Source organism: Amycolatopsis kentuckyensis (assembly GCF_041679295.1).
Lineage (GTDB): Bacteria > Actinomycetota > Actinomycetes > Mycobacteriales > Pseudonocardiaceae > Amycolatopsis > Amycolatopsis kentuckyensis_A.
Genome location: NZ_JBGDMD010000001.1, coordinates 354,210 through 368,877, shown reverse-complemented (window position 1 = coordinate 368,877; position 14,668 = coordinate 354,210). Strand labels below are relative to the sequence as shown.

Annotated in this window: 12 protein-coding genes; 7 read left to right on the top strand and 5 right to left on the bottom strand. The window is 72.3% G+C overall.

Annotated elements, in window-relative coordinates; all coding sequences use genetic code 11:
- The first annotated feature begins 11 nt into the window (after positions 1 to 11).
- Positions 12 to 461: an ATP-binding protein gene (locus ACERZO_RS01585; RefSeq protein ID WP_372660460.1), complete on the top strand. Its 450-nt coding sequence runs from the start codon at positions 12 to 14 to the stop codon at positions 459 to 461.
- Positions 462 to 467: 6 nt separating this feature from the next.
- Complete coding sequence (locus ACERZO_RS01580; RefSeq protein ID WP_372660458.1) at positions 468 to 1,553, top strand: spore photoproduct lyase family protein; 1,086 nt, start codon at positions 468 to 470, stop codon at positions 1,551 to 1,553.
- On the opposite strand, the gene ACERZO_RS01575 is transcribed toward ACERZO_RS01580, so the two are convergent.
- On the bottom strand, positions 1,541 to 2,101 hold the full coding sequence (locus ACERZO_RS01575; protein ID WP_372660455.1) for a TetR/AcrR family transcriptional regulator: 561 nt from the start codon (positions 2,099 to 2,101) through the stop codon (positions 1,541 to 1,543). The genes ACERZO_RS01580 and ACERZO_RS01575 overlap by 13 nt on opposite strands.
- 54 nt (positions 2,102 to 2,155) lie before the next feature.
- On the opposite strand from ACERZO_RS01575, the gene ACERZO_RS01570 reads away from it, so the two are divergent.
- The 4 genes from ACERZO_RS01570 (at position 2,156) to ACERZO_RS01555 (ending at position 5,736) form a co-directional block, all read left to right on the top strand.
- Positions 2,156 to 3,094 (top strand): SDR family NAD(P)-dependent oxidoreductase, encoded by a 939-nt coding sequence (locus ACERZO_RS01570; RefSeq protein ID WP_372660452.1) that lies wholly within the window; start codon positions 2,156 to 2,158, stop codon positions 3,092 to 3,094.
- 97 nt (positions 3,095 to 3,191) lie between these two features.
- A complete protein-coding gene (locus tag ACERZO_RS01565; protein WP_372660448.1) occupies positions 3,192 to 4,559 on the top strand; it encodes a ferredoxin reductase family protein in 1,368 nt (455 codons plus the stop codon).
- Positions 4,560 to 4,573: 14 nt separating this feature from the next.
- Positions 4,574 to 4,999 carry an FMN-binding protein gene (locus ACERZO_RS01560; RefSeq protein ID WP_372660446.1) on the top strand — a complete coding sequence of 142 codons (426 nt, stop codon included), beginning with the start codon at positions 4,574 to 4,576 and terminating at the stop codon, positions 4,997 to 4,999.
- A complete protein-coding gene (locus ACERZO_RS01555) occupies positions 4,996 to 5,736 on the top strand; it encodes an FAD:protein FMN transferase (protein ID WP_372660443.1) in 741 nt (246 codons plus the stop codon). The genes ACERZO_RS01560 and ACERZO_RS01555 overlap by 4 nt, the downstream gene beginning before the upstream one ends.
- Here the strand turns inward: ACERZO_RS01555 and ACERZO_RS01550 are convergent.
- Together ACERZO_RS01550 and ACERZO_RS01545 are read right to left on the bottom strand one after the other, a co-directional pair.
- Positions 5,718 to 7,199, bottom strand: coding sequence for a tannase/feruloyl esterase family alpha/beta hydrolase (locus ACERZO_RS01550; protein WP_372662885.1), 1,482 nt, complete (start codon positions 7,197 to 7,199; stop codon positions 5,718 to 5,720). The two genes, ACERZO_RS01555 and ACERZO_RS01550, sit on opposite strands and share 19 nt — an antisense overlap.
- A 149-nt stretch (positions 7,200 to 7,348) precedes the next feature.
- The gene (locus ACERZO_RS01545) at positions 7,349 to 8,731 is read right to left on the bottom strand and encodes an MFS transporter (protein WP_372660440.1); all 1,383 of its coding nucleotides are present in this window, start codon (positions 8,729 to 8,731) and stop codon (positions 7,349 to 7,351) included.
- A 142-nt stretch (positions 8,732 to 8,873) separates the two neighbouring features.
- Here ACERZO_RS01545 and ACERZO_RS01540 point away from each other — a divergent pair, with 142 nt between their 5' ends.
- Positions 8,874 to 10,538, top strand: a complete 1,665-nt coding sequence (locus tag ACERZO_RS01540; RefSeq protein ID WP_372660437.1) for a helix-turn-helix domain-containing protein — start codon at positions 8,874 to 8,876, stop codon at positions 10,536 to 10,538.
- Here the strand turns inward: ACERZO_RS01540 and ACERZO_RS01535 are convergent.
- A complete protein-coding gene (locus ACERZO_RS01535; protein WP_372660434.1) occupies positions 10,535 to 12,145 on the bottom strand; it encodes a long-chain fatty acid--CoA ligase in 1,611 nt (536 codons plus the stop codon). The genes ACERZO_RS01540 and ACERZO_RS01535 overlap by 4 nt on opposite strands.
- Positions 12,146 to 12,262: 117 nt before the next feature.
- Positions 12,263 to 14,647, bottom strand: coding sequence for a glycoside hydrolase family 9 protein (locus ACERZO_RS01530; protein WP_372662882.1), 2,385 nt, complete (start codon positions 14,645 to 14,647; stop codon positions 12,263 to 12,265).
- Between the last annotated feature and the right edge of the window lie 21 nt (positions 14,648 to 14,668).

Sequence of the window (14,668 nt, the reverse complement as noted above, 5' to 3'; positions counted from 1 at the left end):
GAGGTGCACCAGTGGACACCGAACCCGACCACCGGTGGGTGACCACCCAGGTCGGCCGCGTGTGCGCGCGGCTCGCCGAGGTCGCCGAAGGCGTGGTCGACCTCAGGTCCCGGCCGGATCCCGCGGTGATCCGCCGCCGGCTCGCCGACCGGCTGGCGTTCGGCACGGGCCCCACGGCCGCGCTGGGCTACGCGGTGCTCGTCGCCGACGAGCTGGTCACCAACGCCTACCTCCACACCGGCGCACCGGTGCGGCTGCGGTACGCCCGCCACCGCACCGGGCTCCTGCTCGAAGTCACCGACGCGGCTCCGCACCGGGCGCAGGCGCTCGCGGCCATCCGCGACGGCGTCCGCGGATCCGGCACCGGCCTGGCGGTGGTGTCCACAGTGGCCCTCGACTGGGGTGTCCACCACAACGCCGTGGAGAAGACCGTCTGGGCCCTGCTGCGGTGGGTAGGCTGACTCACAGTGACCACCAGCCCCGCCGACGTCGAGCGCGACCGGCTGCTGTCCCCGTCGCGCATCTACTTCGAACGCGCCGCCGCCGAACTGCCCCGCGGCCGGCAGGTGCTGGCCCGGTTCCCCGGCGCCACCCTCGTCGAGGTCGCGAGCCACTGGCAGATCCCCGAACTGCACGGCGACGAGACCAACGTCCGGCGCTGGGTGCGCATCAAGCGCGAGGCCCTCGTCCTGGGGATCAAGAAGTCGCTGACCGCGCGGCCGAACGGGCGGTCCGCCGACTTCATCGCGCCGTCGACGGCCAACGGCTGCGCGATGGCCTGCGCCTACTGCTACGTCCCGCGGCACAAGGGCTACTCGAACCCGATCACGGTCTTCGCCAACATCGACCGGATCACCGGTTACCTGGCCCGCCACATCGCGCGGCAGGGCCCGAAACCCGAGCCCAACCAGTGCGACCCGGCCGCGTGGGTCTACGACATCGGCGAGAACTCCGACTGCTCGGTCGACGCCCTGGTGAGCGACAACGTCGCCGACCTGATCGGGTTGTTCGCCGGGCAGCTCACCGCGAAGGCGAGCTTCGCCACCAAGTACGTCAACCGCGGCCTGCTCGACCTGGCCCCGCGCGGCCGGACGCGGGTCCGGTTCTCGCTCATGCCCGCGCGGGCGGCCAAGCTCCTGGACCTGCGGACCAGCCCGATCCCCGAGCGGCTGCGCGCCCTCGACGACTTCGTCGAGGCGGGGTACGAGGTCCACGTCAACCTCAGCCCCGTCGTCGTCTACCCGGGCTGGCTCGACGACTGGGCCGGACTGCTGACCGACCTCGGCGACGCCACCGGCGAGGCCACCAAGGCACAGCTCGCCGCCGAGGTGATCATGCTGACGCACAACCGCGCGCTGCACGAGGTCAACCTCGGCTGGCACCCGAAGGCCGAGCAGGTGCTGTGGCGGCCCGACCTCCAGGAGACCAAGCGCAGCGAGGGCGGCGGCATCAACGTCCGCTACCGCGCCGGGCGGAAACGGGTGCTCCTCGACGAGCTGCTCGACCTCGTCGCCGAGCGGGCGCCCTACCTCCGGATCCGTTACGCCTTCTGAGGAACCAGCAACTCGACGGCGGTGGTGAACCGGCCGAGGTAGGCGTCGCGGGTATCGACCTGGTGCTTCAGCCCGACCGACGCACTGAGCAACGTCTGCGTGACGCGGGTCGCCGCGGCCCGCCCGGTCACCTCGGCGATCGCGTCGGTCACGAGCGCCTCGAAGCGCGCCGGCGCGGTCTCGACGACGTCGCCGAGCAGGTCCGGGTTCTGCTCGATCACCCCGGTGACGTCCCGGCTGAGCGGCCCGACGTAGCGGCCGGCCCACCGGTCGAACGCGCTCACGACCCGCTCGCGCAACGGCTTGCCCGCGTCCGCGAGGATCCGCCCGGCCTCGGCGAGGTCCTCTTCCAGCGCGCGGGTGACCGCGGCCCGGAACAGCGTCTCCTTCGACTCGAACAGGAAGTAGAGGCCCGGCCGGGAGATCCGGGCCGCGCGCGCCACCTCGTCCATGGACGTCTTCCGGTAGCCGTGCCGGGCGAAGGTCAGCAGGGCCGACTCGAGCACCGCGTCACGACGCTCGGCGGTTTTCGCCGGTTCGGAAACCATGCGACCATCGTAGACGCACTTTACAACTTTGGTCTAGTTCGTATAGTCGATGCCATGTCCTCGCTGATCACCACGCCGTTCACCGCCGCCAGCACCGCGACCGAGGTGCTCGCCGGCGTCGACCTGTCCGGGGTCCGCGCGATCGTGACCGGCGCGTCCTCCGGTCTCGGCGCCGAAACGGCCCGCGTGCTGGCCGCCGCCGGCGCCGAGGTGACGTTCGCCGTCCGGAACCCGGCCGCCGTCGAGGAACCCTCGCGGGTCGCCTGGCTCGACCTCGCCGACCAGGCCTCCGTCCGGCGGTTCACCGCCGCCTGGGCCGGCCCCCTGCACCTGCTCGTCGCCAACGCGGGCATCGTCACCGGCGGCCTGTTCCGCACGCCGGAGGGCTGGGAGCTGCAGTTCGCGACGAACCACCTCGGCCACTTCGCGCTGGCCACCGGCCTGCACGACGCCCTCGCGGCGGGCGCGGCGGACCGCAGCGAGGCGCGGATCGTCTCGGTCAGCTCGACCGCGCACATGCGCGCCGGCGTCGACTTCGCCGACCTGCACTTCACGAAGCGGCCTTACGACCCCCAGATCGCTTACGCCCAGTCGAAAACCGCCAACGCGCTCTTCGCCGTCGAAGCAACGCGCCGCTGGGCGGCCGACGGGATCTTCGCGAACGCCGTGAACCCCGGCGGGGTCGCGACCGGCCTCCAGCGCGACTTCACCGACGCGCAGAAGGCGTCGCTGGCCGCGGCCGAAGCGGCCGGGATCTTCCGGTACAAGACCGTCGGGCAAGGAGCCGCGACGACTGTGGTCGCCGCCGTCGCCCCCGAGTTCGCCCGCACCGGCGGGCACTACCTCGACGACGCGCGGGAGGCCTACACCGTCCCCGACGACGCCGATCTCGCCGACCACCCGCACGGCGTCAAGGAGTGGGCGCTCGACCCGGATCTCGCCCGCCGGCTGTGGTCCGTCTCGGCCGAGCTGACCCGGTTTGCCCGGCGCTAACCCTCCGCTGGCCCGCTGAAAACCCCGCGCCCGGCGTCAAAGACTTCTCACAGGAACCGCCCAAGCGCGGTACAGGTTCATGCCGGACAAAGGGGTCATGACCTCGGTGCATCCCCCTCCTGTCCGGCAGCTCGCGGCGCCGCCCGTCCCGGTCCCGGCGAGGGCGCACCCCGGCGCCGTGCTCGCCGTGATCGCCGCCGGCGCGGTCGGTGTGCTCGGCCTGTGGTGGGCGGACACGCCGTCGGTGCACGGCCTCGGCGACTGGCTGACCGGCGCCGGGCGGATCACCGGCCTGCTCGCCGGGTACGGCTTCGTCGTGCTCGTCGCGTTGATGGCGCGGATCCCGCCCCTGGAACGCGGGGTCGGCGCCGACCGGCTGGCCCGCTGGCACTCCATGGGCGGCCGGTACGTCGTCTCGCTCGTCGTCGCGCACGGGCTGCTCATCACGTGGGGCTACGCCGTTTCCGCGCACGCCGGTCTCCTCGGCCAGGCCACGACGCTGCTGCTGAGCTACCCCGACGTGCTCGCCGCGACCGTCGCCGGGCTGCTGCTCGTCGGCGTCGGGATCAGCTCGGCGCGGGCGGCCCGCCGCCGGTTGCGTTACGAGACTTGGTACTTCCTGCACTTCTACACCTACCTCGCGATGGCGCTGGCCTTCAGCCACCAGTTCGCCACCGGCGCCGAGTTCATGGCGAACCTCGGCGCCCGCATCGCCTGGTCGGCGCTGTACGCCGCGGCCGGGGCCGCGATCCTGTGGTACCGGTTCGTCACGCCGGTGCGGCAGGCGGTGCGCCACCGGATGCGCGTCGAGTCGGTGCGTCCCGAAGCCGACGGCGTCGTGAGCGTCGTCGTCACCGGAGCGCACCTCGACGAGCTGCGGGCCGAGGCCGGGCAGTTCTTCCGCTGGCGCTTCCTGACCCGCGACCTGTGGTGGGTCTCCTCGCCGTACTCGCTCTCGGCTCCCCCGCAGCCCGGCCGGCTGCGGATCACCGTCAAGGCGCTGGGCGGCCACAGCGCGGCCCTCGCCGCCTTGCCGCCGGGCACCCGGGTGGTCACCGAGGGTCCGTACGGGGCGATGACGCCGTCGGCCCGGCGCCACCGGAAGGTCCTGCTGGTCGCCGGCGGCGTCGGGATCACCCCGATCCGGGCGCTGTTCCAAGCCCTGCCGGCCGCGCCGGGCGACCTCACGCTCGTCTACCGCGCCAGCCGCGAAGCCGACGTCGTGTTCCGCGAGGAGCTCGAACAGCTCGCCGCCGACCGGGGTGCGCGGCTGTGGATCCTCACCGGCACCCGCGCCGAGCACGGCGGCGACCCGCTGACCCTGCTGCGCCGGCACGTGCCGGACGTCGCCGGGCACGACGTCTACCTCTGCGGGCCGCCGGGCATGACCGACGCCGTGCACGCCGAGCTGCGCGCCGCGCGGGTCCCCCGCGGCCGGATCCACCACGAGAGCTTCGAGTTCTGAGAAAGGCCTTCCCGATGAAACGGGTCATCTTCGCGTTCGCCGGCACGATCACCGGGCTGGTGCTGCTGCTGTCCTTCAAGACCCAGCCCAGCACGACCGCCGCGGCCACCCCGCCGGCCGCCGTCAGCGGCGCGTCCTCGGGCACCCAGTCCGGTACTGAGGCAGGCACGGTCACCGGGGACGCCGCCGACACGCGGTTCGGGCCGGTCCAGGTCCGGATCACCGTCGAGAACGGCAAGCTCACCTCGGTCACCGCGGTCGAGTACCCGACCGAGAACCCCCGGGACCAGGAGATCAACTCCTACGCCATCCCGCAGCTCAACGACGAGGCCGCGCAGGCGGGTTCCGCGGACATCGACACGGTTTCCGGTGCGACCTACACCTCCGACGGCTACGTCAAGTCGTTGCAGAGCGCCCTCGACAAGGCCGGGATCGCGTGACCCGGACGGTGCACGTCGAGCACTGCATGGGCACGGTCTTCAGCATCGACGTCCGCGACCCCGGTGACTGGGCCGGCCCGATCGCGGAGGTCGTCGCCTGGCTGCACCGGATCGACGCGCTGTTCAGCACCTACCGGCCCGAGAGCGAGCTCAGCCGCATCGGCCGCGGCGAGCTGACGGTCGCCTCGGCCGACCCGCTCGTCGCGGAGGTTTTCGTTCTGTGCGAACGGTTCGAGGGCGAAACCGGCGGCTACTTCACGGCTCGCTGGCGCGGCACGCCCGACCCGACCGGCGTGGTGAAGGGCTGGGCGATCGAGCGGGCCAGTGCGGTGCTGCGCTCGCGTGGAAGTGCGAACCACGCGGTCAACGGCGGTGGTGACGTCCGGGTGGCCGGGGAGTCCGCGCCCGGGAAGCCGTGGCGGATCGGCATCGGCGACCCGGCCGACCGCAAGCGGATCCTCACGGTGGTGACCGGCCGCGACCTCGCGGTGGCGACGTCCGGCACCGCCGAACGCGGGACGCACATCGTCGACCCGGTGACCGCCGCCCCGGCCCGCGGCTGGACGGCGGTCACGGTGACCGGCCCGTGCCTCACCCGCGCCGACGCGTACGCCACCGCCGCCTTCGCCATGGGCGACCGGGTCTTCGGCTGGGCCGACGGGCTGCGGGACCACGGGGTGTACGTCGTCGGCGCGGGTGAGCCGCGGTGGATCACCGGTCAGCGCGCGCAGACGTAGCTCGACGCGCTGTCCGGGTCGCCCGCGCGGTACCGGGGCCACCCCGGGTACGCGCACAACGGCCGGGTTCGCGCGTGCGCCAAGTCGGTCACGACCGGGTTCACCGGCGGCCGTCCGTTGTCGACCCAGCGTTCCAGCGCCGTGAGGGAATCCCACGAGGCGGCGAACGCCGGGGTGCCGAAGTTGGCGTGGTTGGCGCCCGGCACGACGTAGTACCGCAGGAAACCGTCGGTCGTGCGCGGCCCCACCACCGACCGCACCCGCTCGTAGTAGTCGCTTGTCGAGTACGGCGAGACCAGCTCGTCCGCCGCGCCGTGCAGCAGGATCAGCTTGCCGCCGGCCCGGGCGAACGGGCCGAGGTCGGCGTTGTTGCGGTCCTGGATCTTCGACAGCTCGCTGATCCGCCTCAGCCACTTCCCGGGGTCCCGGGGATCGACGTCGAGCGAGCGGTACTGCGGGTCCCGGGTCAGGAAGTACTTGACCCACTGGTCCCAGTACTGCATCCCGTAGCCGCTCGTCACCGGCATGGGGTTCGCCGGGGCGGTGGTCCCGAAGCCGAGGAACGGCGTGCGCATGTCCGCGCCCGAGAGGAACGGGAAGCCCGGGTACTGCGTTTCGCCGCTGGCGATCCGGTACGGCCACCGGAACGGCGTCGACATCGCCTTCACCGCACCGATCTGCGGATCGGACAGGCACGCGGGACCGGTGTCGGCCCCGCCCGGGCACCGCAGCACGCGCGGATCGAAGTGACACGCACCCGGGTTCGAGATGACGTTGTCCTTGACGCCGTCGAGCCCGTCGCACGCGGTGATGACGTTGTCGTACACCAGCTTCTGCTTGTCCGGCGTCGGGAACGCACCAGGCCGCGAGAGAACCTGCGTCAGGTAGCCGAGATCCAGGATCTCGGCCATGTTGTTCCAGGCGGGGAAGGCGGAAATGACGCCGTCGAACGCAGTCGGCCACCGCTGCGCCACGTTCAGCGCTTCGCGGCCGCCGGTCGACCCGCCCGCGAAGAACGTCTCGGCGGGTTTCGTCCCGTAGGCGTGCCGGATGACGAACAGGCTCGCGTCCCGCGTCTTCTTCAGCGCGTCTCCGGCCGCGAAGTTGACCAGGGCTTCGTCGTTCGCGCCGAACGAGCCGTCCAGCGACGGCGGGGACGCCGGGTTCTGCTGGTGCCCCGAGTCGCTCGCGAAGGTCGCGTACCCGCGCGCCAGCGGCACCGGCTGGTCGGCCGGGCCGAACGGCACGTTCGAAGCGACGTCGGGGATGGTGCCGTTGTAGCCGCCACCGCCGAACATCAGCGCCTTGCGGTTCCAGTCGCGGGGCAGCGCGACGCGCAGCTTGATCGACGGCGCGGCCGGGTCGACCGGGAACAGGTCGGCGTCGACCCGGCAGTACTCGCCGCCGGGACCCGTGGCGACCGACGCCGCCGTCACACGGCCGCCGGTGGTCGGCAGGCTCATCGCCGACGCCGGGATCGTCAGCCCGGTGAACTCGGCGCACGCCGTCGTGGCGGCGGGGGCGGGTCCGGCCCCGGCGACCGTGGCCGCACCGGCCACCAGCACCGCGGCGAACAGGGAGAACTTCCGCACTGCGGTCTCCTTCCGGGAGTTCAGCGGTAGAGGTGGGCGCCCGGCACGGCTTCCGGGTCTTCCCGGACCGCCGCGGGGTTCGTCTCGGGGAGGAACCACGCGCTGGCGAAGGTGATCAGCCCCATCAGCGTGATGTAGGCGGCGACCGGCCAGGTGCTGCCGGTCTTCGCGATGAGCGCCGTCATGAGGAACGGTGTCCCGCCGCTGACGATGATCGCCGAGAGCTGGTAGGACAGCGACGCCCCCGAATAGCGGACGGCGGGGGCGAACAGCTCGCCGAGGAAGCTCGCGATCGGGCCGTAGGTGAGACACTGGAAGATGAATCCGACGGCCACGGCGACGAAGATCAGCGGCAGGGACTTGGTGCCGACGAGCCCGAAGTACGGGAACGCCCAAGCGGCGACGCCGAGTCCGCCGACGAGGATCAGCGGCCGGCGGCCGATCTTGTCCGAGAGGTGCCCGGACCACGGGATGGTCAGCAGCATGGCCGCGGAGGCGAGCAGGACGACGGCCAGCAGGGCGTCGCGCTTGAGCCCGAGCGATGCGGTGCCGTAGCTCAGGAGCCCGGAGATGCTGACGTAGAAGAGGCTGTTGGTGGCGGACAGCAGCCCGCAGCCGAGCAGGATCGTCCCCCACTTGCTGCGCAGGACCTGCGCGAGCGGCGCCCGGACCACCACCTCGTCGTCGGACTTCGCCGCTTCCTTCTGCAGCTCCAGGAATTCGGGCGTGTCCTCGACCTTGGCCTGGATGTAGAGGACGACCGCGAACATGAAGACGCTGAGCAGGAACGGGATCCGCCAGCCCCAGGACAGGAACGCGGCGTCCGGCATCAGGCCGCTGGCGGCGACGAAGATGAGGTTGGAGATGATCACGGCGACGGGAACGCTGGTCTGGCCGAAGGTTCCGGCGAAGCCGCGGCGTTTGGGCCCGGCCGATTCGGTGAGCAGCAGGATGATGCCGCCCCACTGGCCGCCGGTCGCGAGTCCCTGGACGAACCGCAGGATGACCAGCAGCGTCGGGGCGAGCGAGCCGACGGCCGCCGCCGTGGGCAGGCAGCCGATCAGGAAGGTCGCCGCGCCCATCACCGCCAGGCAGGCGACGACGACCGGCTTGCGCCCGTACTTGTCGCCGAGGTGCCCGGCGAGCACGCCGCCGATCGGCCGCGCCACGAATCCCGCCCAGAACGTGCTGAAGGCGAGCAGGGTCCCGGTCAGCGCCGAGGAATGCGGGAAGAACACCTTGGGGAACACCAGCGCGGCCGCGGTGCCGTAGAGGAAGAAGTCGTACCACTCGATCGAGCTGCCGACGAGCCCGGCGGCCAGCAGCTTGCGGAAGCCCCGGCGCCGGTCGGGCGGCACTGCGGAGCCGGACTGCCCTTCGGGCTGGGTGAGCGGGATTGCCATGATGCCGCCTTCGTCGTTGAGCGCAGCCTGGTGATGGCGGAGATGCTAGGGCGCCGTTACGCTGCGGATGAGGTGCGGACCACCCACTCCTCACGGCGGGTCGGTGGGCCTTTCGTCCACCTGATCGCGAAGGGGAGGCGTGGTGACCGATGAGGCACCGCTCGCGCGGCGGCAGCGCGAGCTGGCGTCGTTGTATGCGACCGTCAAGTCCCTCACCGCGCTCGGCGGGCTGGACGAGGTCCTGCAGTCGATCGTCCACCACGCCCACGACCTGATCGGCACGGACTTCACCTACCTCTCGCTGGTGGGCGCGGACGGCAGGCTGTCGGCCCGCGCGTCGGACGGCACGATCTCGGCCGAGTTCCTCGCGGCGGCCATCCCGGCCACGGTGGGGCTCGGCGGCAAGGTGCTGGCTTCCCGGAGCCCGCACTGGGTGCGCGACTACGCGTCCTCGACGCTCATCCAGCACGACCCGGACTTCGACCGGCTGGTCGGGACCGAAGACCTGGTGGCGCTCCTCGGGGTGCCGCTGGTCATCCGGGGCGAGGCGGTGGGGGCGCTGTTCGCCGCGTACCGCTCCGAAAGGTCGTTCCAGGCCGACGAAATCGCGCTGCTGAACGCGTTCGCCGACCACGCCGCGGTCGCCCTCGACAACGCCCGGCTCTACGAAGCGAGCCGGACCGCGTTGCAGGAGCTGCAAAGCGCGTACCGGAAGATCGAGCGGGCGCAGGCGATCCACGAGGCGCTGACCGGGGTCGTGCTGGCCGGCGGCACCCCGGACGACGTCGCGCAGCTGCTCGCCGACCAGCTCGGCGGCAGCGTCACGCTCCTCGACCGGGCCGGGGAGATCGAGCTGGCCGACGCCGTCGAAGAAGCCCGGCGCTCGGGTCGCTGCACGGTGGCCGCCGGCCTGAGCGTGGCGGCGATCCAGGCGGGCGACAGCTACCTGGGCGCGTTGGTGTGGCGCCGCGACGGCGTGCCGGACGACACGGATCTGCGCACGGTGGAGCGGGCCACGCACATCCTCGGGCTGCTGATCCTCAAGGAGCGGGCCGTGGCGGAGGCCGGCGAACGGGTGAGCGGCGAGCTGCTGACCGAGCTGATGGTCGGCAGCCCGGGGATCAGCCCGGCCCAGCGCACCCGCGCCCGCGCGCGCGGTATCGACGCCGACCACCTGGAGCTGGTCGTGGTGGCGGACTCCCCCGCGGTGGCGCCGACCGACCTGGCCCGCCACCTGCACGACATCGCCCGCGACCACGCCGGGCTGGCGGGCGAGCACCTGGGCCGGGCCACGATGCTGCTGCCCGGCGCCGACGACGAGGAAACGGTGGCGGAAGTCCACAGCAGACTCCGGCGCACGCTCGGCGGCCCGGTCCTGGTCGTCGGCGAACGGGCGGCCGGCCACGACTGGTCCCGCGCGTTCTCCCTGGCCGGCCGCTGCGGCGCGGTGATGCGCGCGCTCGGGCACACCGACCTCGGCGCGACCACGCGCCGGTATGCGTTGTACGCAATGGTGTTCGACGCCGAGCGCGCCGGCGAGCTGGACCGCTTCCTGGCCGGCTCGCTCGGCGCGTTGCTCGAGTACGACGAGCAGCGCGGCACCGAGCTCGTGGAGACGTTGGCCGCCTACTACGACAACCGCGCGAACGTGGCGGCGACGGCGCGGGCGCTGCACGTGCACGTCAACACGTTGCTCAAGCGGCTCGACCGCGCGGGAAGCGTGCTCGGCTTCGACTGGCGGCAGGGCAACGATCTGGAACTACAGCTCGGCCTCCGCCTGCACGCCCTGCGCGCAACCACCCCCTAAGCGATCCGCTGCGCCTCCCGCAGATCGAGCTTGGAAAGCTTGCCAGTGCCCGTCTTCGGCAACGCGGGCAGGAAGATGAACTCGTCGGGCAGCCACCACTTCGCGACCAGCGGCGTGAGGTGCCGCAGGAGGTCGTCCGCCGTGGTGGCACTTCCCTCGCGCAACGCCACGTACGCGACGGGCCGTTCCATCCACCGCGGGTCCGGGCGGCCGATCACCGCCACCTCGACGACGTCCGGGTGGGCCGAGATGGCGGCCTCCAACTCGACCGAGGAGATCCACTCGCCGCCGGACTTGATCAGGTCCTTGATCCGGTCCACCAGCCGCAGGTAGCCCGCGCCGTCGATGGTGGCCAGGTCGCCGGTGCGCAGCCAGCCGTCGCCGGTGAAGCTGGCGGCCGCGTCCACGCGGAAGTAGCCGCCCGCCACCCACGGGCCCGCGACCTGCAGCTCGCCGACGGCGCGGCCGTCGGGCGGCAGTTCGGCGCCGGTCTCGACGTCGACGATCCGGACGTTCACCAGCGGCAGCGGCTGGCCCTGAGCGGCCCGGACACCCACCTGCTCGGACTCGGCGAGACCGGCGTGCTGGGTGCGCGTGCCGCCGATGACCCCGACCGGGCTGATCTCGGTCATCCCCCAGGAGTGGGTGATGGGGACCCCGATCGCGGCCCGGTAGGTCTCCGACAGCGCGGGGGGAACGGCGGAGCCGCCGCCGAGCAGGAACCGCGTCGCGCTCAGGTCGTGGTCGCGCAGCCCCGGCGCGAGACTCGTCCAGACCGTCGGCACCGCGCCGGCGACCGTCACGCGCTCGGCCGCCATCAACCCCAGCAGGTGCGCCGGGTCCGCCGACGCGCCGGGCAGGACCAGCGCGGCGCCCGCCATCATCGCGCCGTACGGCAGGCCCCACGCGTTGGCGTGGAACATCGGGACGATCGGGAGCACGACGTCGCTCTCGCAGAGGCCGATCAGGCCCGCCGCGAGCGTGCCCAGGCAGTGCAGCACCGTCGACCGGTGGCTGTAGAGCACGCCTTTGGGCGGCCCGGTCGTACCGGAGGTGTAGCAGAGGCCGGCGGCCAGGTTCTCCTCCGCTAGCGTGAAGGCCGCCTCGAACGAGCCCGTGACCGGCTCCGCGTCCGAGACCAGCGAGTCGTAGTCCAAGACGCGCGGATCCGCCGGGATCTCCTCGTCGGTGCCGTCGGGCAGCACCACCCAGTGCCGCACCTTCGGCAGTTTCCCGGCACTCGGCCAGATCCGCGGGAGCAGCCCGCGGTCGACGAAGACCACGTCGTCCTCGGCGTGGTCGACGATGTACTCGAGGTGCTCCGCCGAGAGCCGGATGTTGATCGAGTGCAGCACCCGCTTGGTGGCCGGCACGGCGAGGTAGAGCTCCAGGTGGCGGCGGGTGTTGCTCGCGAACGTCCCGACGCGCGCGCCTTCCGGGACGCCCAGGGCGTCCAGCGCGCCCGCGAGGCGGCGAACGGTGCCCAGCACGTCGGCGTACGTGTGCCGTTCGCCCGGCGTTACGATTTCCTTGTGCGCGAAGAGCCGCTCAGCCCGGTCCAGGATGTGGGCGATGGTGAGCGGCCGCGGCTGCATCAGCCCGTCCATGATCGTCTCTTTCGGTCGTCGGGTCCCCAGCAGGCACGACCTTAAGCGCGGTCACGGGAAGCCGAAGAGGGCGGAAGATCCCACTCATCCGCCCTCTTCGGTGTCAGCTACCTCCACTCAGCCGCACGCCTTCCCGTCGACCGCGAAGGCCGAGGGGTTCGTGTTGGTGCCGGTGTAACTGCCGTTGAAGCCGATCGACGCCGACTGGCCGGGCGCCAGCGAACCGTTCCAGGGCAGGGACGCCGCGGTCACGTTCGCACCCGACTGCGTCCACGTCGCCGACCAGCCCTGCGTCACCTTCTGGGTGCCCGGGAACGCGAAGCCCAGTTTCCAGCTCGTCCACGGTGCCGTGCCGGTGTTCTTCACCGTGACGGCCGCCGTGAAGCCGCCGTTCCACGTGTTCGCGGAGTACGTCACCGCGCAGCCGCCCGCCGGTGTCGCGGGCTGGGTGGTGAACTGCGCCGAGGGTGAGTCCTGGCTCGTCAGGCCCGCGCCGTTGCGGGCCACGACGACCACGGTGTACGCGGTCGACGGCGAGAGGCCCGTGAGCGTCGCCGTCGTGCCGGTGACGCTCGCGAGGACCGTGCGGGCCGAGCCGGCCACCCGGACCACGTCGTAGCCCTTGACGCCGCTTTCGGGGTCCGCGGAAGCCGGCCAGGTCACCGTGGCGCCGCCGCTCGTCACCGCGGACACGGCGGGGGTCCCCGGCGCGGCGGGCGCCGTCGTGTCCACTGTGGACGACGTCTTCTCGGCGACCCAGCCGGAAAGCCAGGCCAGCGCCGAGTTCCAGTTGATCGCGACCTCGTTCACCGAGTACGCCTGGATGTCGTCCACGAAGCAGCGCTGAGGCGCGCACCCGGCGAGCAGCCGCGCCGCGGTCGGGTCCTGCAGGCCGCTGTTGGGCCCGCCGGACAACGCGCCGGGCGGGGCGGTCGGCAGCGACGCGTCCAGCTGGTGCGCCCAGAACCGGTGGTGCACGTTGCGCACCGCCTGGTCGCCGTGCCCGGCGACGTACGAATAGTTCGCGGGGTTGCGGCCGAGCAGGTAGTCCATCGCCGCGAACGCGCCGTCGCGGTACTTGTCCTGCTTGGTGAAGTCGTACGCCAGCGCGAGCACGACGCCGTTGTTGGCCACCAGGCCGTTGGAACCCCATTCGTACGTGCCGTCGGCCGTCCGGTACGGCGCCGGGTAGCCCATGGTCGCCAGCTGCGCCAGGTGGCTGTCGGCGGTCGTGGTGATCGCCGTCCTGATCGCGGCGACGTCCGCCGCGGGCAGATCGGTGGGCACCAGGGCCAGGGTGATGTCGCCGAGCGCGCCCGTCGACGCCCAGTCGAAGCCGTGCGTGGTGAAGCTCTTCCCGCGGTAGAGCGCCGACCCGGTGACGTCGGTGCGGTACGCGCTCTTGCCGGTGGTGGCGAACAATTCCGCGGCGGCCCAGTAGAACTCGTCGGTCACGGTGCCGTCGCTGTAGGTGCCGCCGCCGGTCCCGTCGTTGGGGTCGGCCAGGACGTTCGGGTTGGCCTTCGCCGCCGCGTACGCCTTCTCGGCCGCGGCGAGCAGCTTCGTCGAGTAGGCCGGATCGATCGTCTGCCACAGCCGCGACGCCTGCGCGGCCACCGCGGCCATGTTCAACGTCGCCGCCGTGCTCGGCGCGGACAGCCGGCGCGGCTGGCTGTCCTGGTCGGGCCGGGTGGGCAGGGCCGTCCACTCCGCGTCGTGGATCTTGTGGTGCACCATGCCCGCCTTCGGTTTGCCGTCGGGCACCTGCATCGAGAGCAGGAAGTCGACCTCCCAGCGGGCCTCGTCCAGGATGTCGGGCACGCCGTTGGCGCGTTCCGGGATCGCCAGCTTGCCGTCGCCCAGCGCGCTCGCGTCGCCCAGGCGCACCGCGCGCTCGTACTCGTCGAGCAGCTCCCACGCGGCGATGCCGCCGTTGACGACGTACTTGCCGTGGTCGCCCGCGTCGTACCAGCCGCCGCGCACGTCGAGGGTGTACCCGCAGTTCAGGTCCGACCGGCAGGGGACGTTGCCGTCACCCTGGTTCGGCGCCACGTTGACGTGCCCGGCGGGGCGCGCGTAGCCGGCGCCGACGTACGCGGCGTCGATCGCGATCCCGCTGCGCTGGTGGTAGAAGAACGCCAGCGAGTCGTACCGCAGCTTCTGCGGCCCGGCGGTGGAGATGTCGAACGGGAAGCTGGTCTCGGACCCGACGCTCAGCGTGTAGCCGGCCCCCGCGGTGTCGTAGGCGGAGAAGTCGATTTCGTGCACGTTCTCGCCGGACGCCGCGTCCGCGCCGCGCGGCCGGGTCTGGCCGGTGGCGACGGCGGTGCCGGCGGAGTTCTTCAGCGTCCAGGGCTGCGCGGTGGCCGAGTCGCTGATCAGCGTGGCCCGCTTGGGCAGGCCGGGCGCGTAGCTTTCCTGGTTCACGCGGATGCCGCTGGTCGGCGGCAGGCCACCGGGCGGGACGACGCCGCCGATGAGCGAGATGTTGTCCAGGCACACGGTGTTGGCGGCGGACTGGCC